Source organism: Achromobacter animicus, from assembly GCF_040775605.1.
GTDB lineage: Bacteria > Pseudomonadota > Gammaproteobacteria > Burkholderiales > Burkholderiaceae_B > Achromobacter > Achromobacter animicus.
Map to the genome: position 1 here is coordinate 1,160,632 of NZ_JAYGJK010000001.1, position 20,376 is coordinate 1,181,007.

General features: G+C 66.7%; 19 protein-coding genes and 1 riboswitch. Of the genes, 7 read left to right on the top strand and 12 right to left on the bottom strand.

Annotated features, from left to right (window positions below):
• Nucleotides 1-8: 8 nt before the first annotated feature.
• From ruvA to AB3147_RS05170, 6 genes are all read right to left on the bottom strand, one after another.
• Nucleotides 9-581 carry a Holliday junction branch migration protein RuvA gene (gene ruvA / locus AB3147_RS05145; RefSeq protein ID WP_239215391.1) on the bottom strand — a complete coding sequence of 191 codons (573 nt, stop codon included), beginning with the start codon at nt 579-581 and terminating at the stop codon, nt 9-11.
• 128 nt (nt 582-709) lie between these two features.
• Nucleotides 710-1,258: a crossover junction endodeoxyribonuclease RuvC gene (gene ruvC, locus AB3147_RS05150; RefSeq protein ID WP_142050713.1), complete on the bottom strand. Its 549-nt coding sequence runs from the start codon at nt 1,256-1,258 to the stop codon at nt 710-712.
• On the bottom strand, nt 1,258-2,847 hold the full coding sequence (gene purH / locus AB3147_RS05155; protein WP_367351511.1) for a bifunctional phosphoribosylaminoimidazolecarboxamide formyltransferase/IMP cyclohydrolase: 1,590 nt from the start codon (nt 2,845-2,847) through the stop codon (nt 1,258-1,260). The genes ruvC and purH overlap by 1 nt, the downstream gene beginning before the upstream one ends.
• A 101-nt stretch (nt 2,848-2,948) precedes the next feature.
• Complete coding sequence (locus AB3147_RS05160) at nt 2,949-3,188, bottom strand: helix-turn-helix domain-containing protein (protein WP_006217670.1); 240 nt, start codon at nt 3,186-3,188, stop codon at nt 2,949-2,951.
• Between the two features lie 36 nt (nt 3,189-3,224).
• Nucleotides 3,225-4,250, bottom strand: a complete 1,026-nt coding sequence (gene dusB / locus AB3147_RS05165; protein WP_175184421.1) for a tRNA dihydrouridine synthase DusB — start codon at nt 4,248-4,250, stop codon at nt 3,225-3,227.
• Nucleotides 4,251-4,366: 116 nt separating this feature from the next.
• Nucleotides 4,367-5,548, bottom strand: a complete 1,182-nt coding sequence (locus tag AB3147_RS05170; RefSeq protein ID WP_175137189.1) for a UbiH/UbiF/VisC/COQ6 family ubiquinone biosynthesis hydroxylase — start codon at nt 5,546-5,548, stop codon at nt 4,367-4,369.
• Nucleotides 5,549-5,626: 78 nt separating this feature from the next.
• Here AB3147_RS05170 and AB3147_RS05175 point away from each other — a divergent pair, with 78 nt between their 5' ends.
• Nucleotides 5,627-6,091, top strand: a complete 465-nt coding sequence (locus tag AB3147_RS05175; RefSeq protein ID WP_239215388.1) for an NINE protein — start codon at nt 5,627-5,629, stop codon at nt 6,089-6,091.
• An 18-nt stretch (nt 6,092-6,109) separates the two neighbouring features.
• Here AB3147_RS05175 and AB3147_RS05180 read toward each other — a convergent pair whose 3' ends face one another.
• On the bottom strand, nt 6,110-7,453 hold the full coding sequence (locus AB3147_RS05180) for an aminopeptidase P N-terminal domain-containing protein (RefSeq protein WP_367351512.1): 1,344 nt from the start codon (nt 7,451-7,453) through the stop codon (nt 6,110-6,112).
• 147 nt (nt 7,454-7,600) lie between these two features.
• A riboswitch (yybP-ykoY riboswitch) is annotated at nt 7,601-7,792 on the top strand.
• A 43-nt stretch (nt 7,793-7,835) separates the two neighbouring features.
• On the opposite strand from AB3147_RS05180, the gene AB3147_RS05185 reads away from it, so the two are divergent.
• The 5 genes from AB3147_RS05185 to AB3147_RS05205 all read left to right on the top strand — a co-directional run bounded on the left by AB3147_RS05185 (nt 7,836) and on the right by AB3147_RS05205 (nt 15,035).
• Entirely contained in the window at nt 7,836-8,840 is a 1,005-nt protein-coding gene (locus AB3147_RS05185) for a sodium:calcium antiporter (RefSeq protein ID WP_175123193.1), read from the top strand.
• A gap of 438 nt (nt 8,841-9,278) precedes the next feature.
• Nucleotides 9,279-9,611 carry a hypothetical protein gene (locus AB3147_RS05190; RefSeq protein WP_175123192.1) on the top strand — a complete coding sequence of 111 codons (333 nt, stop codon included), beginning with the start codon at nt 9,279-9,281 and terminating at the stop codon, nt 9,609-9,611.
• A gap of 429 nt (nt 9,612-10,040) precedes the next feature.
• The gene (mgtA, locus tag AB3147_RS05195; RefSeq protein WP_367351513.1) at nt 10,041-12,899 is read left to right on the top strand and encodes a magnesium-translocating P-type ATPase; all 2,859 of its coding nucleotides are present in this window, start codon (nt 10,041-10,043) and stop codon (nt 12,897-12,899) included.
• Nucleotides 12,900-12,950: 51 nt separating this feature from the next.
• Nucleotides 12,951-14,054 carry a porin gene (locus tag AB3147_RS05200; RefSeq protein ID WP_367351514.1) on the top strand — a complete coding sequence of 368 codons (1,104 nt, stop codon included), beginning with the start codon at nt 12,951-12,953 and terminating at the stop codon, nt 14,052-14,054.
• A gap of 108 nt (nt 14,055-14,162) precedes the next feature.
• The gene (locus AB3147_RS05205; RefSeq protein WP_367351515.1) at nt 14,163-15,035 is read left to right on the top strand and encodes a cytochrome c oxidase assembly protein; all 873 of its coding nucleotides are present in this window, start codon (nt 14,163-14,165) and stop codon (nt 15,033-15,035) included.
• A 52-nt stretch (nt 15,036-15,087) separates the two neighbouring features.
• Here the strand turns inward: AB3147_RS05205 and galU are convergent, their stop codons facing one another.
• Nucleotides 15,088-15,939, bottom strand: coding sequence for a UTP--glucose-1-phosphate uridylyltransferase GalU (gene galU, locus AB3147_RS05210; RefSeq protein ID WP_175123188.1), 852 nt, complete (start codon nt 15,937-15,939; stop codon nt 15,088-15,090).
• 56 nt (nt 15,940-15,995) lie between these two features.
• Here galU and AB3147_RS05215 point away from each other — a divergent pair, with 56 nt between their 5' ends.
• Nucleotides 15,996-17,519 carry a M48 family metalloprotease gene (locus AB3147_RS05215; RefSeq protein ID WP_367351516.1) on the top strand — a complete coding sequence of 508 codons (1,524 nt, stop codon included), beginning with the start codon at nt 15,996-15,998 and terminating at the stop codon, nt 17,517-17,519.
• A 7-nt stretch (nt 17,520-17,526) separates the two neighbouring features.
• Here the strand turns inward: AB3147_RS05215 and AB3147_RS05220 are convergent, their stop codons facing one another.
• From AB3147_RS05220 to AB3147_RS05235, 4 genes are all read right to left on the bottom strand, one after another.
• On the bottom strand, nt 17,527-18,627 hold the full coding sequence (locus AB3147_RS05220) for a YheT family hydrolase (RefSeq protein ID WP_056568815.1): 1,101 nt from the start codon (nt 18,625-18,627) through the stop codon (nt 17,527-17,529).
• Between the two features lie 17 nt (nt 18,628-18,644).
• Nucleotides 18,645-19,067: a YybH family protein gene (locus tag AB3147_RS05225; RefSeq protein WP_175123185.1), complete on the bottom strand. Its 423-nt coding sequence runs from the start codon at nt 19,065-19,067 to the stop codon at nt 18,645-18,647.
• Nucleotides 19,068-19,107: 40 nt separating this feature from the next.
• Nucleotides 19,108-19,326, bottom strand: a complete 219-nt coding sequence (locus AB3147_RS05230; protein ID WP_175123184.1) for a zinc-finger domain-containing protein — start codon at nt 19,324-19,326, stop codon at nt 19,108-19,110.
• An 88-nt stretch (nt 19,327-19,414) separates the two neighbouring features.
• Complete coding sequence (locus tag AB3147_RS05235) at nt 19,415-20,335, bottom strand: branched-chain amino acid transaminase (protein WP_175123183.1); 921 nt, start codon at nt 20,333-20,335, stop codon at nt 19,415-19,417.
• Between the last annotated feature and the right edge of the window lie 41 nt (nt 20,336-20,376).

Consider the following 20,376-nt stretch of genomic DNA (forward strand, 5'->3'; position numbering starts at 1 on the left):
GCGATTACTCAGCGCACCAGCGCCTTCAGCGCCTGCTTGATGCCGTCGGACACGCCCACGCCCTCGGGCAGCGTCTTCAGCGCCGACAGCGATTCCTTCTCGGAGTAGCCCAGCGCCAGCAGGGCATTCAGGATGTCGGACTGGTTGTCGTGCGTGACGTGCGCCGCGGCGCCGATGTCCGCGCCCAGCTTGCCGCGCATCTCCAGCAGCAGGCGTTCCGCGGTCTTCTTGCCGATACCCGGCACGCGGGTCAGGCGGCCCGACTCCTGCAGCGTGATGGCCTGCGCCAGATCCGAGACCGACAAACCCGACAGCACCGACAGCGCGGTTCGCGCCCCGATCCCGCTGACCTTGATGAGCTCGCGGAACGCGCTGCGCTCGCCCGCCGACGCAAAGCCATACAGGATGTGCGCGTCTTCGCGCACGGTCAGGTGCGTGTAGAGCGTGACGCGCGCGCCCGTGTCGGGCAGCGAATACAGCGTGCTCATGGGCACGTCGATGTCGTACCCGATCCCGCCCACATCCACGCAGATCGTGGGGGGCAGTTTTTCGATCAGGGTTCCGGTGATTCTTCCGATCATGGTGAGAGGCCTGGCAATGGTGGAGCCGCGCAATGCGCGGCAGATGCGGGGATTCTATACGTGCGGGCGCGCGAGCGGGCGGGGCCGCGTAGGCGTGATGTGACGCAGCGAAAAAGGGAAAGCGGGGATCAGCCGATCAGCCGGCCGTTGCGGATGCGGGTCTTGCCGCCCATGCGCAGCGCGCTGCCCAGGCGTTCCAGCTTGTCCTGCAGCGGACCCACGTGCGCGTGGCAGATCGCGCAGGCCAGCGCGTCGGCCGAGTCGGGGGCGGGCACGCCGTCCAGCGCCAAGAGGTGCTGCACCATCATCTGCACCTGCTCTTTCGCCGCGCGGCCGGTGCCGACCACGGCTTTCTTGATCTGCAGGGCGGTGTATTCGTGCACGTCGAGCGAACTGTCGGCCAGCGCGCACAGCGCCGCGCCGCGCGCCTGCCCGAGCAGCAGGGTGGAAGCGGGATTGGTGTTCAGGAAGACGATTTCCAGCGCGGCCACGTCGGGTTGCGTGTCGCGGGCCACCTGGCGCAGATTGTCCAGGATGACCTTCAGGCGTTCGGACAGCGTCAGCGCCGGCGGGACCACGATGGTCCCGCTGGCCACGTAACGCAGCCGCGAGCCTTCGGCATCGATCACACCGAAGCCGGTGCGGCGCAGGCCGGGATCGATGCCGAGGACGCGCATCAGTGGCGGAAGTGGCGGGTGCCGGTCAGCACCATGGCGATGCCGTGCTCGTCGGCGGCGGCGATGACTTCGTCATCGCGCACGCTGCCGCCCGGCTGGATCACGCAGGTCGCCCCCGCCGCCACCACGACGTCCAGGCCGTCGCGGAACGGGAAGAACGCGTCGGACGCCACGGCCGAGCCCTTCAAGGTCAGGCCGGCGTTTTCCGCCTTGATGGAGGCGATGCGCGCCGAGTCGATGCGGCTCATCTGGCCGGCGCCCACGCCCAGCGTCATGCCGCCGCCCACGAACACGATGGCGTTGGACTTGACGTACTTGGCGACCTTCCAGGCGAACGACAGGTCGTTCATTTCCTGTTCGGTGGGCTGGCGCTTGGTGACAACGTTCAGGGCGTCACGCGGCACGTTATAGGCGTCCGGCGTCTGCACCAGCCAGCCGCCGCCCACGCGCTTGATGTCGAAGGCGTTCTGGCCCGTGCCCATCGGCACTTCCAGCACGCGCACGTTCTTCTTGGCGGCCAGGATGGCCAGCGCGGCGCCGTCGTAGGCAGGGGCCAGCAGCACTTCCAGGAATTGCGCGCTGACGGCTTCGGCGGTCGCGGCGTCAACCGGGCGGTTGAAGGCGATGATGCCGCCAAAGGCCGACGTCGGGTCGGTCTTGAAGGCTTGCTGGTACGCGCCCAGCGTGTCGGTGGCCACGGCCACGCCGCACGGATTGGCGTGCTTGACGATGACGCAGGCGGGCGCCTCGAAGCTGCGCGCGCATTCCCACGCCGCGTCGGCGTCGGCGATGTTGTTGTAGGACAGTTCCTTGCCCTGCAGCTGGCGGTAGCTGCCCAGCAGGCCCGCCGGACGCTGCGCGTCCACGTAGAAAGCGGCGCTTTGATGCGGGTTTTCGCCGTAGCGCAGGGCTTGTTCCTGCTTGACCTGCAGCGTCAGCGTGCCGGGCCATTCGTTGCGGGCGGGCACGGCTTCCTGCACGGGTTCGGCTTCGGTCAGGCTGGTCAGGTAGGCGGCGATGGCGCCGTCATACGAGGCCGTGTGTGCGTAGACCTTGGCGGCCAGCGCCAGGCGCAGGCCGTAGGAGGTCGAGCCGCCCTTGTCCATTTCGGCCAGGACGCGCGAGTAGTCGACCGGGTCGATCACGACCGTCACGCCGCCGGCTTCGGTGCCGTGGTTCTTGGCGGCAGCGCGCAGCATGGCAGGGCCGCCGATGTCGATGTTCTCGACGGCGTCGGCAAACGTGCAGTCGGGCTTGGCGACCGTCTCACGGAACGGGTACAGGTTGACCACCAGCATGTCGATGCGATCGATGCCGGCCGCCTTGATCGTATCCATGTGCTCGGCGCTGTCGCGGCGGGCCAGCAGGCCGCCGTGGATCTTCGGGTGCAGCGTCTTCACGCGGCCGTCCAGGATCTCGGGCGAGCCGGTGTGGGCTGCCACTTCGGTGACGGTCAGGCCGGAATCGGCAAGCAGCTTGGCGGTGCCGCCGGTCGACAGCAGGCGCACGCCACGCGCGGCCAGGGCGCGGGCAAATTCAACGATGCCGGTCTTGTCGGACACCGAAAGCAGGGCGGTTTCGATTTTCATGATGGGACGGAGTGGGGCGGAGACGCCTTTCTCGTTCTGGTCGGATGGGAAATCTGGAGGGGGCGGCGGCGCCAAGCATGCGCCGCCCGCGCGGGGGAAAGCTAAACCTGGATATTGTGCGCCAGCAACTTCTTGCGCAGGGTGTTGCGGGTGATGCCCAGCATCTCGGACGCCCGGGACTGGTTGCCGCCCGACCGCTCCAACGCTACTTCAAGCACCGGGCGCTCCACGCAGCGCATGACCATGTCCCACATATCGTGGGGCTCGGACTCGCCCAAGTCTTCGAAATAGCGCTCCAGGCTGGCGCGCACGCATTCTTCCAGGACATCTTTCTTGCTCATTTGAGTACAGATATTTTTATGTTGGTGTTTAGGCGGTCATGCCGCCAATAGGGCTTCTGCGGCCGGCGCCGGGGTAGGGGCGCCGTCGCGTGATAGCGTGTCGAACCAGTCCGCCACCGCCCGCCATTGGTCGCGGGTGTTGTCGATCAGGTTCATGCCGGCGCAGAACGAATCCGCGCCCGGCAGGCCGTCCACATACCAGCCTATGTGCTTGCGCGCGGTGCGAACGCCGGTGTGCTCGCCATAGAAACGGTAGTGGTCGTCGAGATGTTCGAGCAGCAGCTCGCGCATTTCCCTATAAGAGGGAGGGGCCAGTGTTTCGCCCGTGCGCAGGTAGTGGTCGATTTCGCGGAAGATCCACGGACGGCCCTGGGCCGCCCGGCCAATCATGACCGCGTCGGCGCCAGTGTAATCCAGGACATGCCGGGCTTTGGCGGGCGAGTCGATATCTCCGTTCGCAATCACGGGGATGCCGATTTCGGCCTTGACGGCGCGGATGGTGTCATATTCCGCCTCGCCCGTATAGAGGTCGGCCCGCGTGCGGCCGTGCAGCGTGAGGGCGGCAATGCCGGCGTTTTCGGCCAGCTTCGCGACGCGCAATGCATTGCGGCTGTTGCGATCCCACCCGGTGCGGGTCTTCAGGGTGACGGGCACGCCAAGTGGCGCGCAGGCGGCGACCACCGCGTCCAGGATGCGGACGATCAGGTCTTCATGGCGCAACAGCGCCGATCCCGACGCCACATTGCACACCTTCTTGACCGGACATCCCATGTTGATGTCGATGATCCGGGCGCCCTTGTTGGCGTTGAAGACGGCCGCCTCAGCCATCATGGCGGGGTCCGCCCCGGCGATCTGCACGGAAATCGGGGCGATCTCGCCATCGTGGTTCAGGCGGCGCGAGGTCTTGACGCTGTCCCAGAGTTTCGGGTTGCTGGCGGCCATCTCGGACACCGCGTAACCCGCCCCCAGCTTCTTGCAAAGCTGGCGGAAAGGACGATCCGTCACGCCCGCCATGGGCGCGACAAGAACGTTGTTGGGAAGGGTCCACTGGCCTATGCGCATGCTCACATTTTAACCGGCTCGATCGAACCCCCATTTTTGGGGCGCGAGGGCCTGGTAACAAACAGGGAAGAAAAGAGGGCGATCCAGCCCCTATGCGGGGCCGGATCGAAGGGAGGTCAGGCGCGGAATCCCTGCAGCAGGTGCTGCGCGAGCGGGGCGCGCAGCGGGGAGGCAAGGTCCATCCCCAAGAGCGCGGCGCCGCAGGCGTGTTCGACGGGCGCGAGGCCGGTGGCGAAGATGCGCGGCATGAAATCGGTGAGCCCGGCGGTGATGAAACGATCCAGATGGCGCGCGCTGGCGAATTCGGCGAGCGCGGGGCCGGGGTTTGAGCCGGCGTTGGCAGCGCGACTCGCCAGCCAGCCCGCCAGGGTCTGCGCCAGCCGCGCCGCGTCGCGCAGGCCCAGGTTCAAACCCTGCCCCGCCACCGGGTGCAAGGTCTGGGCCGCGTTGCCGATGGCCGCCACGCGGCCGTGCACCTGTGCGCGGCGGGCGGACAGCGCCAGCGGGAAAACGTGGCGGGGCGCATGGCTGGACAGACGGCCCAGGCGTTCGCCGAAGGCCTGCGTCAGTGCGTGGGAAAACGCGGCGTTATCCAGCGCCGCCAATTCGGCCGCGCGGTCCGGCGCGCTGCACCAGACGACCGAATAGGCGTCCGGCGTCTGCGGGTGCGGCAGCAGCGCCAGCGGGCCCTCGGACGTGAACCGTTCCCAGGCCCAGCCGCGCCGGGGCAGGGTGGCCTGCGCGGTGGTCAGCACGGCGTGCTGGTCGTAGTCGCGCCGCACATCCGTGGCGCCGGCGCCGTCGGATTGCACCGCAACGCCGCAAAGGATTTGTGTTTCGCCCTGCTGGATGCGCACGCCGTCGGCATCCTGGAGGCCGATCTGCGCCGGCGGACCGGCCAGCACGGTGACGCCGGACGCCGCGACGCATTCGTCCAGCTTGGCGTACAGCCCGGAATAGGCCACCACGCTGCCCAGTTGGGGCACGTTGAAATCGGTGTGCTGGATCAGCGTGCGGCCCAACCGGCCGCGCTGCGACACATGGATGTTGCGGATGTCGGCCGAGCGTTCGGGCCAGGCATGCAGCGACTCCAGCAGCACCCGGCTGCCGTGGTTCATGGCGAGCACGCGCGGATCTGCGGCCGGGATGGCCGCGGCCGGCGTGACGGGGACCGGTGCGCTGCCCGCGAGCAGGGCGATGCGCGCCGGATCGGGCGCCACGCGCGCCAGCATCAGGGCCAATACGCGGCCCACGGGGCCGGCGCCAAGAATCGCAATGTCGTAGGCGGAGGAAGTCATGCCCGGATTTTACTCGTCCACTACAATCGCGGCAGCCGCCGCAGCCCGGCGCCACGGCTCCCTTACCGGTTGATTGACATGACGCAGGCTCAGGCTTCCTCTTCGCTTTCCGCCGTATCCGCCCGCCGCCCCCGCAGCAAGGTTGTGGTGGGGCTGCTGGCCTGCCTGCTTGGCGCCTTCGGGGCGCATTGGTGGTATCTGGGCCGGCGCCACGCGTGGCTGGTCACCGCGTTCGCCGCCGTGTGCCTGTTCTGCGCATTCCGCTTCTACCCGGTCTGGTACGACAACCCCGCGTTCTTCCTGCTCTTCATCCCGATGATCGACGGCTTCATCGAAAGCGCCGTCTACTCGCTGATGCCGGACGAGAAATTCGATCGGCTCTGCAATCCGGGCTTGGACAAGGTGTCGTCGACAGGTTGGGGCCCGGTGCTGGTGGCGATCCTGGCCTGCCTGGTCGGCGCCATCGTCACCATGTTCGCTATCGCCATGGTCGTGGTCTACGTGTGGGTGGCCATGGGCTGGCTCGACGGCTACGTGCTGTAAGTCTTTTGCTCCGCCGCGCTATTCGCGCATCAGCGCCTCGATCTCGGTGGCCTGCACCGGGACGCCTCGGGTAATCAGTTCGCAGCCCTCGTCCGTGACCAGCGCGTCGTCCTCGGTGCGGATGCCGATATTCCAGTAGACCTCGGGCACGTCGTCCGCCGGGCGCACATAGATGCCCGGCTCGATCGTCAGCATCATCCCGGTTTCCAGCGTGCGCCACGGCCGCTCCGCGCCGGTTGCCGTGCCCGGCTGGCGGTAGTCGCCCACGTCGTGGACGTCCAGCCCCAGCCAGTGGCCGGTCCGGTGCATGTAGAAGCGGCTGTAGTCGCCCGATTCCAGCACGCCGTCCAGCGACCCCTTCAACAGTTTCAGATCGAGCATGCCTTGCGCCAGGACGCGCAGGGCGGCCTCGTGCGCGTCGTTGAAGGTGCGGCCCGGCGCGGTCGCCTGGGCCGCAGCATCCTGCGCCGCCACCGTCAGGTCGTACAGCGCGCGTTGCGGGCCGCTGTAGCGGCCGTTCGCTGGAAACGTGCGTGTGATGTCGCTGGCGTAGCTGTCGACCTCGCAGCCCGCATCGACCAGCACCAGATCGCCGTCGCGCAGCACCGCCTCGCCGGCCGGATAGTGCAGCACACAGGCGTTGGCCCCGGCGGCGACGATGCTGTTGTACGCCACCGACTGCGCGCCATGCCGGCGGAATTCATAGAGCAGCTCGGCTTCGATTTCGTATTCGCGCATGCCCGGCCGCGCAACGCGCATGGCCCGCGCGTGCGCGCCCGCCGATATCTTGGCCGCGCGCCGCATCGCCGCGATCTCCGAGGCGTCCTTGATCAGCCGCATGTCGGCCAACAGCGGACGCACGTCCTGCTGCCGCGTCGGTGGCGTGTGCCCGCCGCGGCTCTTTTCCTGTGCCGCGGCCAGCCAGCGGCGCAGGCGGCCATCCGTGCGCTTGTCGCCGGCCAGCGGCGCGTACAGCGTGGGGTGGTCCAGCATCAGCGCGGGCACCAGCTCGTCCAGCGCGTCGATGGGGTGGGCGTCGTCAAAGCCGAAGTAGGCCGCGGCAGCCTCGGGGCCGAAGCGCTTGCCTTCCCAGAGTTCATGCTCGACATGGCGCGGCCGGCAGAACAGCACGGCCCGGTCCGTGGCGCCGGCAACCAGGACCAGCCACGCGTCCGGTTCGGTAAAGCCGGTCAGGTAAAAAAAGTCGCTGTCGTGCCGGAAGGGGTATTCCGCGTCGCGGTTGCGGATGGCTTCCTGCGCCGTCGCCAGGATCGCGATGCCGCCACCGTCTGCGCGCATGCGCTCCATCAGGCGCTGGCGCCGCGCGGCGAAAGGGGCGATGTCGTCGGGAGGCAGGCTCATGGCGGGCGGGTCGGGGCGGGCACCCCGGCAAGGGCGAAAGATGGGGCCTACTTTACCCGCCATCCCGCGAATGCAACACCCCGGCGCGCGAATCCGCGAGGACGGCGCGGTGATGACTGGACGGCGCGCGAACCGCTGCTACAATCGCCGCTCTGTCATTGGGGAGTAGCCATCCTTTTCCCCTAAAGGAGTCAGCGTCAACAGACTTGGTGGTTCAGTGCTGCGGAGCAGCCGCTAGAACCCCATGGCGCTGACGGCACCCACGTCCGGCTTGCCGCCGCGTGGATCAGCCAGGCGAGACCTTTGGCCGCGTAGCGTTCACCCTTGGCCGGGCGAGCCGCTGCGTCGCGCCAATGGTATCTGCTCGTCCGGCCGCGTTCCCATGTTGCTCACCCTGTTTCTGTTCTTCCTGTCCGCGGCAGTGATCTACGTCGCGTGCGAGTTCTTCGTCAACGGCGTCGAATGGGTCGGTCATCGCTTCCAGTTGGGCGCGACCGCCACCGGCACCGTGCTGGCGGCCTTCGGCACCGCGCTGCCGGAAAGCGCCGTCACCTTCATGGCCGTTGTCTTCGGCGATACCCCAGAACAAAAGGACATCGGCGTCGGCGCCGCAATGGGCGGTCCTCTCGTGCTGGCCACGCTGGCCTACGCCGTGGTCGGCCTGGCCCTGTGGCGCGCGCGCCGCGGCCAACCCGCGCAGGCAGACTGTATCAACGCGGACCAGCGCCGGCTGGCCCGCGACCAAGCCTGGTTCATGGGCATCTTCATCTTCAAGGTGGGCCTGGGGCTGCTGGCCTTCGCCTGGAAGCCGTGGCTGGGCTTCGTGTTTCTGGCCACCTACGCGCTCTACATCAAGCGCGAGCTGAGCAACGACGAGGAATGTCTGGACTGCGAGGATCTCGAGCCGCTCAAGCTGCGACCCCGCGACGAGAACCCGACCATGTTCTGGGCCGCCACGCAGACCATCATGGCGCTGGTGGTGATCGCCGGCGCGTCGCACGTCTTCGTGAACCAGATCGAACTGCTCGGCATTGCGATGGGCGCGTCGCCGCACGTGGCCGCGCTGCTGCTGGCGCCGGTGGCTACCGAATTGCCGGAAATCATGAACGCGCTGATCTGGGTGCGCCAGGGCAAGGAGCGTCTGGCGCTCGCCAACATCTCGGGCGCCATGATGATCCAGGCCACCATCCCCAGCGCGCTCGGCATCTTCATGACGCCGTGGGTGCTGGATGCGCCCCTGCTGGCCGCAGGTCTCTTCACCATGGTGTCCATCGGCCTGTTGTGGATGCGCTTCCGCCGCGCGGCCATGAGCGTGCCGGCGCTGTCGGCGGTGGGCGGACTGTATGCGCTGTTCGCCGGCTATCTGGGCTGGCACTTCTACGCCTGAGCGCAGTTGCCGGGCAGGCCGCTCCGTGCCTGTCCGGCTTTGCTTCATTTGTGTGTCAAAAGTGCGTCAGACCCTTGTCCATCAGTACAAACCCGCGTAAACTCGCCGTGTTTTCCATCCCAGGAGTTGTCTTCGTGAATACCGATTCCGGCGAAAGTTGTCGATCTTGCATCGACGTCGCTGTCTGACAGGATCCACGCAGAACTCCGTCTGCCGCATCCTGTCATTCAGGTTGCGGTGTATCCCAAGCGCCAGGCATCAGCCCGGCCCATAGTGCAGGCCTTCGGTCTGCCGGGACTCCCCCCGACATAAACCGCCAGAACCGCCGCTAGTCGCAGCGCCAGCGTTCGTGCACGTTCGTCGTGCCCGCCGCAAGGGCGTTGTCCGGCTGCGCTCGTGTTCGCGATCACGCTCCGCCTTCTTGTCATGGAGGTCGTTATGCGTTTCTTCGACTTGTTCCTGCGCCGCGCTGGCGTGGACCGTGCCACCGCCCTGGGCCGCCGTCGCGGCACGTCCCGGCTGACGGTGATCTGTCCTCGCGGTGAGCTCGGCGCCCTGCGCAAGCAGATCTGCCTGGACTTCAGCGCCGCCGGCCTGGATGTCGCGCAAGTGCAGATCGATCAAGGCCAGGAGCCGGATCTCGCATCGGCTTGCATCACCGTCAATTGCCCCCCGGAGCTGCGGGCGGAACTGATGACGCAAGCGCGCCGTCTGAGCGCCAACCCTGCTGTCCGTCACGTGCATTTCGGCGCGCAGGCCGCATTGGCCTGATCGCGCCTTTTCTTTCAACCCAGGAGAAATCATGCCTAGCGCCTTAGACCCAGAGCCTCGATTGCGCCCTGTGCGCGGCTCCGGCATGCCTATCTGACCCGTCATCTCCCTGCGAGCCGACTGGCCGGATAGACATCCCGGTCCGTACGGAACCCGCAGCCTGGAATCCCCGGCCCAGCACGCGCCCTGCGCGCCCCGGCGCCCGGTCCTGATTCCACCGCCCGCTCCCTTTCCGTTTTCCGCACCCGGCGCGCCATAGACGCGATCCGGACACCGGCAACATTGCTCCGGCGCCTGCGCACGCCCGTCAGTGGCGGTCCCACGGCATTTCCTCGGAAACGCCGCGGCCCGCTGCTGCCCGCGCGCGGCCGCCGCCGGCAGGGTCGTCCGTGTCTCCCGCAACAACTTTAATAAATGCGGAGCACTCCCATGTTTGCTTTCCTGAAGTCCTTTTTTTCTTCCGCTGCGCGTCTGCGCCGCACCGGCCGGCATTTTCGCCGCGCCCCCATTCTCGAGCAAGGCGGGGATCAGGCCGCGGCTTCGTCCGAAGCCGCCCGCCGCGCCAGCCAGCGTATGGTCGAGACGTCCCGGCTCGGTTTCGATTCGCTGTTCGAGCGGTTCGGCAGCGGCTGGGGCGGCCTGTCCGACGCCCAGGCGCTGGCCGCGCGCGAACGCCACGGCGCCAACGAGGTCGACCACGAAAAGCCGCTGTCCTGGCCAGCGCACCTGTGGCTGTCGTACCGCAATCCGTTCAATCTGCTGCTGACTGCGCTGGCCGTGCTGTCGTGGCTGACCGACGTGCGCATGGCCGCGCCCGAGGAACAGTCCTGGACGGCCGTCGCAATCATCGGCTCGATGGTGGTGATCTCGACGGTGCTGCGCTTCGTGCAGGAGCAGCGCTCGAACCGCGCCGCCGAAGCCCTGAAGGCGATGGTGCGCAACACCGCGACGGTGCTGCGCAGCGATGCCGGGTCGCCGGCCGCCGGAGCGCCGGCCGCCGGAGCGCCGGCCGCCGGAGCGCCAGCCTCGGGATCGCCGAACGCGGGCAATGGCCGGCGCTTCTTCGGCGCCGCCCTGCATGCCACCGGCTCGCACCAGTGCGAAGTGCCGCTGGCCGACCTGGTGCCCGGCGACGTGGTGCTGCTGTCCGCGGGCGACATGGTCCCCGCCGATTGCCGCATCCTCAACGCCAAGGACCTTTTCGTTGCGCAGGCCGCGCTGACGGGCGAATCGCTGCCCGTCGAAAAGCACATGTCCCCGCGTGAGCAATCGGCCAATGCCCTCGAGCTCGAAAACATTGCCTTTATGGGCACCAATGTGGTCAGCGGGGCGGGCAGCGCGCTGGTGGTGGCCACCGGCTCGGACACGTACTTTGGCCAGTTGGCGGGCCGCGTCACGCAGACCTTCCGCGCGCCCACGCAGTTCCAGCAGGGCATCAATCGCGTGAGCTGGATCCTGATCCGCTTCATGCTCGTCATGGCGCCGGTGGTGATGCTGATCAACGGGTTCACCAAGGGTGACTGGCTCGAGGCGCTGCTGTTTGCGCTGGCCATCGCGGTGGGACTGACGCCCGAAATGCTGCCCATGATCGTCACCGCGACGCTCGCCAAGGGCGCCGTGCGCATGTCGCGCCGCAAGGTGGTGGTCAAGCGCCTGGATGCGATTCAGAACCTGGGCGCCATGAACGTGCTGTGCACCGACAAGACCGGCACGCTGACGCAGGATCGCATCGTGCTCGAGCGCCATACCGACGTGTATGGCGCGGCCAGCGACGACGTGCTGGCGTACGCGTATCTGAACAGCTACTACCAGACGGGCCTGAAGAACCTGCTGGACGTGGCGGTGCTGGAGCATGCCGAGGTCGCGCGCAGCCTGGATCTGGCGGGCCGTTACCGGAAGATCGACGAGATCCCGTTTGATTTCTCGCGCCGCCGCATGTCCGTCGTGGTGAATGAGACCGAGAACGGCCGCGACCACCACGAACTGATCTGCAAGGGGGCGCTCGAGGAAATGCTCTCGGCCTGCACGCGGCTGCGCGTCGGCAATGAGGTGCATCCGCTGACCGACGCCCGCCGCGCCGATATCCGCCGCGTGACCGCCGGTCTGAACCGCGATGGCCTGCGCGTCATCGCGGTGGGCGTCAAAGAGTTGCCGCCCACGCAGCAGGCCTATGGCATCGCAGACGAATCCGATCTGGTGCTGGTGGGGTACATCGCCTTCCTGGATCCGCCCAAGGAGTCGACGGGACCCGCGCTGGCCGCGCTGAAGGACTCGGGCATCGAGGTCAAGGTGCTGACCGGCGACGTTGAACTGGTCACGCGCAAGGTCTGCCGCGAAGTGGGACTGGACGTGCGCAAGGTGTACCTGGGCGCCGAGATCGAGGCGATGGACGACGAGGAGCTTGCCGCCGCCGTGCGCGAGGCCAACGTGTTCGCCCGCCTGTCGCCCATCCACAAGGAACGCATCGTGCGCAGCCTACGCGCGCAGGGCAACACGGTGGGGTTCATGGGGGATGGCATCAATGACGCGCCGGCGCTGCGGGCAGCCGACGTGGGCATTTCGGTGGATTCGGCGGTGGATATCTCGAAAGAGGCTGCCGACATCATCCTGCTGGAAAAGAGCCTGATGGTGCTGGAGGACGGCGTGATCGAAGGCCGCAAGACCTTCTGCAACATGCTCAAGTACCTGAAGATGACGGCCAGCTCGAACTTCGGCAACGTGTTTTCAGTGCTGGTCGCAAGCGCCTTCCTGCCGTTTCTGCCGATGCTGCCGATCCACCTGCTGCTGCAGAACCTGATGTACGACATTTCGCAGACGGCGATCCCGTTCGACAACGTCGACGAGGAACTGCTGAAGCAGCCGCAGCGCTGGGACCCGGACGGCCTGGGTCGCTTCATGGTGTTCTTCGGCCCGATCAGCTCGATCTTCGATATCGCCACCTATGCCGTCATGTGGTACGTGTTCCAGGCCAATGCGCCCGAACACCAGACGCTCTTTCAGTCCGGCTGGTTTGTCGAAGGCCTGTTGTCGCAGACGCTGATCGTGCATATGATCCGCACGCGCCGGATTCCCTTCCTGCAAAGCCGCGCCTCGTGGCCGCTGATGGGTATGACGCTGATGGTGATCGCGCTGGGCCTTGTGCTGCCGTTCTCGCCGTTGGCGGAATACTTCCAGCTGCAGGCGCTGCCCTGGAGCTATTTCCCCTGGCTCGTCGGCATCCTGCTCGGGTATTGCGTGCTGACGCAGGCGCTGAAGGGTTTCTGGGTGCGCCGCTACGGCTGGCAGTAGGCTGATGCAACCGGCGGCGGGCTCAACCCGCCGCCAACGCAAGGAAAGATCATGAGAATTGCATTGTGCGCCGCCTTGTCGGCGGCCGGCCTGATTCCGCCCTGTACCGCGCTGGCCGCGGATGCCGGGGCCGGACTGCAACTATATGGCGTGGTGGACGCGGGCGTTGCCGTGACCCGGGTGTCGGGGCAGGGCAGTCACAGCGGCCTGCTGAACGGCGGGCTGACCGACTCGCTCTGGGGGCTGCAGGGGACGGAAGACCTTGGCGGCGGTTGGGCCGCCAGCTTCCAACTGGAAAGCGGCTTTGACCCGTCCAGCGGCACCGCGGCCGACGGCAGCCGCCTCTTCAACTATGGCGCCTGGGTCGGCCTGGCCCATGCGGACTATGGCGACTTGCGGTTTGGCCGCCAGTACACCGTTGGTCAGACCTACGGCGACGCGCTGGAGATCGCCTCCTGGAAAGACATGGGCATGGGCGCCACCTTCAAGGCGTCCGACAACTACCAGTTCAGCAACATGGTGAACTGGTATTCGCCGCAGTGGCGCGGGTTCCAGGCCGGGGTCGGATACGCCTTCGACGCGGATGGGCAGGACAACTTCCGCACCAACCAGAACACTCGGGCAATCAGTGTGGGCCTGAAGTATGAGGACGGCCCGCTGCTGGCCGTGGCGACTTGGGAGCAACTGCGCCTGGCCGATCCGCCCGCGGCGGCCGAGGGGCGTCCGCAGGCGATGCAACTGGGCGCCTCGTACGACTTTGAGGTGGCCAAGGTGTCGGTGGCCTGGTCGCGCCAGCGCAACGGTTACGTGGGACTGGACGGCGGCGACCCGGATGGCTTGGGCGTCGGGCTGGGCCCGGCGGCCTTCGTGCAGGGCCGCACGGTCGATGCCTGGCTGGTCGGGGTCAGCGTGCCTGCCGGGCCGGGAGCGGTGCTGGTGCAATGGTCTCTGGCCAAACCCGACTGGCGTTGGGCCAATGGCATGACGGCGCGCAATGCGCAGGTCGCGACGCTGGGCTATACCTACGACCTGTCCCCACGCACGACTCTCTACGCCTTCGCCGGCTACGCGTCGAACTACACGCTGGACAACCAGTTCGACCCCGGCAACGCCCACACCACGCGCATCGGCACGGGCGTGTCGCACCGCTTCTGACGCATGCCGCCGCCGGCGGCGCCCGGCAGCGGACAATGGCGGGGTCTACTACAATCGCCTGAGATCGGCGCCCGGCGCGCCGGTTCTTGTCTTCGCGTCGTTTCTCGGATGGCCCGCATGGATAGTCTCGAATGGCTCGTACCCTGGGAGTTCTCTCCCACGCTGGTGGCTTCCTTCCTGGTGGCCATCGTGCTGTTCGTACGCGGCCAGCGGGTCCACCACGTCACCCGTGCGCGCAGCATTCTGTTCTGGACGGGGATGGTCCTGCTGTACCTGTCGCTGCACACCCGCCTCGACTATTACGCCGAGCGCATGTTCTTCATTCATCGCATCCAGCATCTGGTCCTGCATCATCTGGGACCGCTGCTCGTCATGGCGGCCTTCCCCGGACAGGTGATGCGGGCGGGCCTGCCGATGCGGTGGCGCGTGCGACTGCGCGACTTCCTGCGCACGGGCACGGGCCGCGCCACGGTGGCCGTGCTGACCAACAAGATTTTCGTGCCGGCCCTCTTCGTGTTCCTCGTGCTGGTCTGGCTGATCCCGTCGGTGCAGTTTTATTCGATGCTGGATTGGCGCCTGTACCGGCTCATGAACTGGTCGGTGGTGATCAGCGGCTTCATGTACTGGAACCTGATTCTGGACCGTCGTTCCGCGCCCCCGGCGGCCATGTCGCCCGGCGGTCGGGTGATCTCGCCCGTGGCGACCATGTTGCCGCAGATGGTCGCGGGCGCCGTCATCGCCTTCACGGAAAGCGACATCTACCCGCTCTTCGAGCTGTGCGGCCGTGCCATCGCCATGTCGGCGCAGACCGATCAGACGATCGGCGGGCTGACGATGTGGATCCCCGCCGCGCTGGTGGAAGTGATCGGCCTGATGGTGGCATTGGGAACGCTGATGCGTCTTTCCGCCAAGGGGCGGCTGCGCAAGGCGGATCGCGATGCGCGCGCGCGCGCCAAGTCCGGCGCGGCGCTTTCGTCGTAAGCCCGGCCGGGAATGCCGCGCTGATTGGCGCATTCCCGTCAGGCCGTGCGGGTCATTCCGGCAGCAGGCCGTGATACTTCTTGCCCAGCGCCACGGTGGCCTGGAACATGCCCGCCTTGTTGCCGCAGTCGTAGCGCACGCCGTCGAAGCGATGCGCATAGACCTCGCGCTCGCGCATCAGCGAGGCGATGCCGTCGGTCAACTGGATCTCGTTGCCCGCGCCCATCTTGGTCGAGCGCAGATGGTCGAAGATCGCGGCTTCCAGCACATAGCGGCCCACAACAGCCAGCGTCGACGGTGCGGCCTCCGGGTCCGGCTTTTCGACGATGTGCGTGACGCGCTCGGTGCGGCTGTCCGCCGGCGTTTCGCCAGTATGGGTGGCCACGATGCCGTACTTGCGCGTGTCGGCGCGCGGCACGTCCTGCACGCCCAGCACGCTGGCGTTGCGCGCCACGGCCACATCCACCAGTTGCTTCATGGCAGGCGTATTGGCGTCGATCAGGTCGTCGGCCAGCAGAACGGCAAAGGGTTCGTCACCCACGGCGGGCGCGGCCGACAGCACGGCGTGGCCCAGGCCCAATGGGGCCGACTGGCGGATATAGAGGCAATTGACGTGCGCGGGTAGAATGCCCCGCACCATTGCCAGGAGTTCATGCTTGCCCTTGCTTTCCAGGTCGGTTTCCAGCTCGGGTGCAGAATCGAAATGGTCCTCGATGGCGCGCTTGTTGCGGCCGGTCACGAATATGAGATCAGTGATGCCGGCGGCGACGGCCTCTTCCACCGCGTATTGAATCAGGGGCTTGTCGACCACAGGCAGCATTTCCTTGGGCATCGCCTTGGTGGCGGGCAGGAAGCGTGTACCCATGCCGGCGACAGGGAAAACGGCTTTACGGACGGGACGCATTGATACCTCGTTGAGGATTCGATGAAACATTTTAAGCTCATCGCTATCATAGGCTTATGAACCGCAGGAACATGCCATCCATTTGCTCGATTGCGAAACGGGGCGCGATCGCTAGCCTTTGCGCGGCGCTCGCCATTCCCGTTGCTCCCGTCACCGCGTGGGCGCAGCCGGTCGGGTTGCCTTCCATGGGCGCCGCCTCGTCGTCCGACCTGTCGCCCATGCTGGAGCGCACGCTGGGCGAAGCCATCATGTCGCAGGGGCGCCGCGACCCCACTTACATCGACGACTCCGAACTCAGCCAATACCTCACGACGATGGGGCGCAAGCTGGCGCAGTTTGCGCCGGGCGGCGTGCCCGAGGTCGAGATGTTCGGCGTGCGCGATCCCGAAATCAACGCATTCGCGATGCCGGGCGGCTTCATTGGAATCAACACGGGTCTGATCGTGTCGTCGGCCAGCGAGTCCGAACTTGCGGCCGTGGTCGCCCACGAAATCGGCCACGTCGTGCAGCGCCACATTGCGCGCGGCATGACCCAGCAGAATCAGAACGGCATGCTCATGCTGGCCAGCCTGGCGGGCGCGTTGCTTGCGGCGCTGGCGGGCGGCGGCGGCAATCTTTCCATGGGCGTGGCCGCCTTCGGCCAGGCGGCGGCCATCAACCGGCAATTGGGCTTTTCCCGCGACGCCGAACGCGAGGCCGATCGCGCCGGCCTGCAGATGCTCACCAAGGCCGGCTACGACGCCGCCGGCATGTCGCAGATGTTTGCGCGGCTGATGAACGCTTCGCGCCTGAACGAAGGCGCGGGCGGCGGCTCGTGGGCCAGTACCCACCCGCTGTCGATCGAGCGCATGTCCGACGTGCAGAACCGCACCCGCGCGCTGCCGGCAACGCGCCATCTGGACAGCGACGACTTTTGGTACATCCGCGCCAAGATGCGCGTGGTGCAGGGCCGCGATACCGTGGGCTTGCGCACCGCCGGGCAGCAATTGCAGGACGAGGCCCAGGCGCTCTCGGGCGTGCGGCAGTCTGCCGCCTATTACGGACTGTCCCTGCAGAACTATCAGCGCAACAATCTTGCGGAAGCGGAACGCTATTGGAATCTGGCGTCCGCCGATGGGCGCAGTTCGCCCCAGTTGGCGAAGCAGGGCGTGGACATCGCGCTGGCGCGCAAGGATTTCCCGCAGGCGCTGTCACTGGCCCAGGCGGGCACCAAGCGCTATCCGGACCACCGGGCGCTGGGCATCGCGTACGCGCAGGCGCTGCAGGGCAATGGGCGGCACGCCGAGGCGCAGGACTACCTGCGCGCCAAGATCAAGCAGTGGGGCAGCGACGAGCCCAGCCTTTACCAGATGCTGGCGCAAAGCGAAGAGCGCAACGGCAAGCCCGTACAGGCGCGCCGCGACCTGGCGCGTTACTACGTCATGACAGGCGCCTATGCGGCCGCGGAATCGCAGCTGCAACAGGCGCGCGGCCTGTCCAAGGACTTCTACGAGCAGTCGCAGATCGACGTGCAGATCAAGGAAGTGAAGGACAAGCTGGCCGAAGAGCGCCAGCTGCTCGAGCGCTTCAAGTCGGGCTGACGGGCGCTTAGAGACCCGTTTCGAAGAACCGCCCCAGCCGCTGCGGCAGCCAGTTCAGATGCCCCGGGAAGCTGCCTGTCGGAAAGCCCGCGTGCCCGCCATCGGAAGGCTGGTGCAGCAGGATGCCCGGCGCACACTCGTCAGGTTTCGGCAGCGAAGCGGCAGGAATGAACGGATCATTGCGCGCGTTCAGCACCAGCGTCGGCACCGCAATCTTTGGCAACCACGGCTTGCTGGAGGCGCGCGTCCAGTAGTCCAGCGCATTGCGAAAACCGTGCATCGGCGCGGTATAGGTGTCGTCGAACTCGCGCAGGTCGTGCGCGTGCGCGATTCGCATGACGTCGATGGAACCCGGAAACCGGTGCGCTTTTTCCAGGACCTTGTGCTTGAGCGTCTTCAGAAAGTGCGCCGTATACACGCGCCGGTTGAAGATGCCGGTGGATAGCGTCTTGCCGCAGGCGACCAGATCCAGCGGCGCCGACACGCCGGCGCAGGCGGTCAGCCACGTGGTGTCTTCCTGGTGTTCCCCCAGGTACTTCAGCAGCGCGTTGCCGCCCAGCGATACGCCGACAGCATGCCAGCGCGCGTGGGGAATGCGCTGGCGCACAGTGTTGAGCAGAAATCCGACCTCGGCCGAGTCACCCGAGTAATACGCGCGGGCCAGCCGGTTGGGCACGCCAGAGCAACCCCGGAAATGCGCGATGACCACGATCCACCCGCGCGCCCGGAAATAATGCGCGACGGACTGCGCATAGCGGCTGTTGCTGCCGCCTTCCAGGCCGTGGAACAGGATCAGGGCAGGGGTGTCGGGCGTTTGCGGCAGCGACTTCCAGTCTGCGTCCGTCATCCAGCGCGCCGCGGCGGTCTTGCCATTGCCGACCGGACGTTGGCCGCTCACCGGCGCGCCATCGGCGGCCTTGTGCGGAAACAGACCAGGGCCTGTCCAGTCGAAGTCGACGAAGTCCGTATCGGGCGTGTCGACGCGATCGCGCACGAACGCGATGCGGTGATACTGCGCGAACAGGGCGGCGTAGACCGTCTGGCTGTCGCCCCCGGGAAGCCAGGGGGGTACAGGGCAGGGCGTTGTATCAAGACGAGCAGCGGCCAACTGGGAATCCACCGCGTTCAATGAAGCATGTCGGGCACGTCGTGCAGGTCGAGCACCCCGGCTTCGGAGGGCGCCTGCGAGGCATGGTGCATGACCATGCGCCAGCCCGTGGGGCCCTTGTGGTAGATGTTGGTGGCATAGCAGTTGGCGAACTGCGTACCCTCACGCGTGCGCACCGCGACCTGTTCCACCAGGACATGCACCGCGCACATCATGCTGAGCATGACAAGCGGGCGCAGTGGACGCACATGCAACGGACCGTTGGCCAGCACCTGTTGCCAGGACTCGTGCACCGCGGAATGGCCGACGACGCGCAGCCCTCCCGGATGGATGCATACGACTTCCTCGTCGTCGGCCCAGACCTGCATCAGGCGGACGGCGTCCGCCTGCTCAAGGGCTTCGTAGAACGCGTGTTCTGCTTCTTCGGGCGTGGCGAACATGGCTGCTGAAACGGTTAAGCGTGTTATGGGGCGGTGCCGCTCAATGGTGGCCGTGCAACACCGTGCCGGCCTTCAGGCGGTACTCGGCGCCACAGTAGGCGCAGCTTGCGGAACCGGTGCGGGCCACGTCCAGGAAGACGCGGGGGTGCATGCTCCAGAGCGGAGCCTTGGGGCCGGGACAGAACACGGGAAGGTCTTCGGCGCCGACCTCGATGACTTCGTTAGCGCGGGAGCCGGCGGCCGGGGCAGCAGCGGTCATGGATATTCCTGAAAAAAAACCGATAGACGGCAGGTTGAAACAATGATGCGGTCTTGCTGGGCAAAAGCGCGCCAATCAGAATTGAGAATCAGACTTTACTTAGCCAGTGATGGTACTTCGGGTTGCGGCCATTCACCACGTCAAAAAACGCGTTCTGCAATAGTTCGGTGACTGGACCACGCCGGCCCGAGCCGATCTGGCGGTTGTCGACTTCGCGGATGGGCGTGACTTCAGCGGCCGTGCCGGTGAAGAACGCCTCGTCCGCGATGTAGACGTCGTCGCGGGTGAGCCGTTTGGTGACCACACGCAGGCCGAGGTCGGCCGCCAGGGCGTGTATGGTCGAGCGGGTGATGCCGGTCAGGGCGGAAGCGATCTCGGGTTCGCAGAGCACCCCGTCCTTGACCAGAAAAAGATTTTCGCCGGAGCCTTCGGCCACGAAGCCGTCGGTGTCCAGCAGCAGGGCCTCGTCGTAGCCGTCCTGCAGGGCTTCGGTATTGGCCAGGATGGAATTGGCGTAGGTGGTGGCGACCTTGGCGCGCGGCATCGTGACATTCACGTGCTGGCGCGCAAATGACGACACCTTCACGCGGATGCCGCCGGACAGCGCCTCTTCGCCCAGATACGCGCCCCAGGGCCATGCCGCGATGGCCACGTGCACCCGGGCGCCCTTGGGCGACACACCCATTTTTTCGGGGCCGTAGAACACGAGGGGTCGCAGGTAGCCGGATTCAAGCTGGTTTTCGCGCACGACCGTCCGCTGTGCCTCGTTGATCGTGTCGCGATCGAACGGCATGGGGATCTGGTAGATGTGCGCCGAATTGAAGAGCCGGTTGGTGTGGTCTTCGAGGCGGAAGATTGCCGTGCCGAGGGTGGAGTTGTAAGCGCGCACGCCTTCGAAGACGGACAGCCCGTAGTGCAGCGAATGCGTCAGGACATGCGTCGTCGCGTCTCGCCATGGGACGAGCTTGCCGTCATACCAGATGAAACCGTCGCGGTCAGCCATCGACATGGTCTTCTCCACACAGTGCGCACCAAACCTGCCGCCGTGCG

Excerpts from the sequence above, each read along its gene's own strand:
- ruvA (WP_239215391.1), bottom strand. The coding sequence starts at position 581 with ATGATCGGAAGAATCACCGGAACCCTGATCGAAAAACTGCCCCCCACG.
- ruvC (WP_142050713.1), bottom strand. The coding sequence starts at position 1,258 with ATGCGCGTCCTCGGCATCGATCCCGGCCTGCGCCGCACCGGCTTCGGT.
- purH (WP_367351511.1), bottom strand. The coding sequence starts at position 2,847 with ATGAAAATCGAAACCGCCCTGCTTTCGGTGTCCGACAAGACCGGCATC.
- AB3147_RS05160 (WP_006217670.1), bottom strand. The coding sequence starts at position 3,188 with ATGAGCAAGAAAGATGTCCTGGAAGAATGCGTGCGCGCCAGCCTGGAG.
- dusB (WP_175184421.1), bottom strand. The coding sequence starts at position 4,250 with ATGCGCATAGGCCAGTGGACCCTTCCCAACAACGTTCTTGTCGCGCCC.
- AB3147_RS05170 (WP_175137189.1), bottom strand. The coding sequence starts at position 5,548 with ATGACTTCCTCCGCCTACGACATTGCGATTCTTGGCGCCGGCCCCGTG.
- AB3147_RS05175 (WP_239215388.1), top strand. The coding sequence starts at position 5,627 with ATGACGCAGGCTCAGGCTTCCTCTTCGCTTTCCGCCGTATCCGCCCGC.
- AB3147_RS05180 (WP_367351512.1), bottom strand. The coding sequence starts at position 7,453 with ATGAGCCTGCCTCCCGACGACATCGCCCCTTTCGCCGCGCGGCGCCAG.
- AB3147_RS05185 (WP_175123193.1), top strand. The coding sequence starts at position 7,836 with ATGTTGCTCACCCTGTTTCTGTTCTTCCTGTCCGCGGCAGTGATCTAC.
- AB3147_RS05190 (WP_175123192.1), top strand. The coding sequence starts at position 9,279 with ATGCGTTTCTTCGACTTGTTCCTGCGCCGCGCTGGCGTGGACCGTGCC.
- mgtA (WP_367351513.1), top strand. The coding sequence starts at position 10,041 with ATGTTTGCTTTCCTGAAGTCCTTTTTTTCTTCCGCTGCGCGTCTGCGC.
- AB3147_RS05200 (WP_367351514.1), top strand. The coding sequence starts at position 12,951 with ATGAGAATTGCATTGTGCGCCGCCTTGTCGGCGGCCGGCCTGATTCCG.
- AB3147_RS05205 (WP_367351515.1), top strand. The coding sequence starts at position 14,163 with ATGGCCCGCATGGATAGTCTCGAATGGCTCGTACCCTGGGAGTTCTCT.
- galU (WP_175123188.1), bottom strand. The coding sequence starts at position 15,939 with ATGCGTCCCGTCCGTAAAGCCGTTTTCCCTGTCGCCGGCATGGGTACA.
- AB3147_RS05215 (WP_367351516.1), top strand. The coding sequence starts at position 15,996 with ATGAACCGCAGGAACATGCCATCCATTTGCTCGATTGCGAAACGGGGC.
- AB3147_RS05225 (WP_175123185.1), bottom strand. The coding sequence starts at position 19,067 with ATGTTCGCCACGCCCGAAGAAGCAGAACACGCGTTCTACGAAGCCCTT.
- AB3147_RS05230 (WP_175123184.1), bottom strand. The coding sequence starts at position 19,326 with ATGACCGCTGCTGCCCCGGCCGCCGGCTCCCGCGCTAACGAAGTCATC.
- AB3147_RS05235 (WP_175123183.1), bottom strand. The coding sequence starts at position 20,335 with ATGTCGATGGCTGACCGCGACGGTTTCATCTGGTATGACGGCAAGCTC.